Below are 413 nucleotides of genomic sequence, written 5' to 3'. Positions count from 1 at the left end.
CACCAACGACACCTTCATGGCCAACATGCAGAAGAACGGCACCTATTCGGTGGTGCCGCGCATCCCGGGCGGCGAGGTCACGCCCGACGGCCTGATCGCGATCGGCGCGGTGGCCAAGAAATACAAGCTCTACACCAAGATCACCGGCGGCCAGCGCATCGACCTGTTCGGCGCACAATTGCACGAGCTGCCCGACATCTGGGCCGAACTGATCGCCGCCGGCTTCGAGACCGGCCACGCCTACGGCAAGTCCACCCGCACCGTGAAGTCCTGCGTCGGCAGCACCTGGTGCCGCTACGGCGTGCAGGACAGCGTCGCCATGGCGCTGCGCATCGAAGACCGCTACAAGGGCCTGCGCGCGCCGCACAAGCTCAAGTTCGCGGTCTCGGGCTGCACCCGCGAATGCGCCGAGG

Annotated in this window: 1 pseudogene; it reads left to right on the top strand. The window is 66.8% G+C overall.

The window, feature by feature from the left end:
• Positions 1-16 precede the first annotated feature (16 nt).
• Positions 17-413 (top strand): annotated as a pseudogene (locus RCF13_RS10640) (nitrite reductase (NAD(P)H)); the annotation flags it as partial.

This window comes from Stenotrophomonas maltophilia group sp. RNC7, assembly GCF_030910085.1.
Taxonomy (GTDB): domain Bacteria; phylum Pseudomonadota; class Gammaproteobacteria; order Xanthomonadales; family Xanthomonadaceae; genus Stenotrophomonas; species Stenotrophomonas sepilia.
This window is presented reverse-complemented; position numbering and strand designations above follow the sequence as displayed.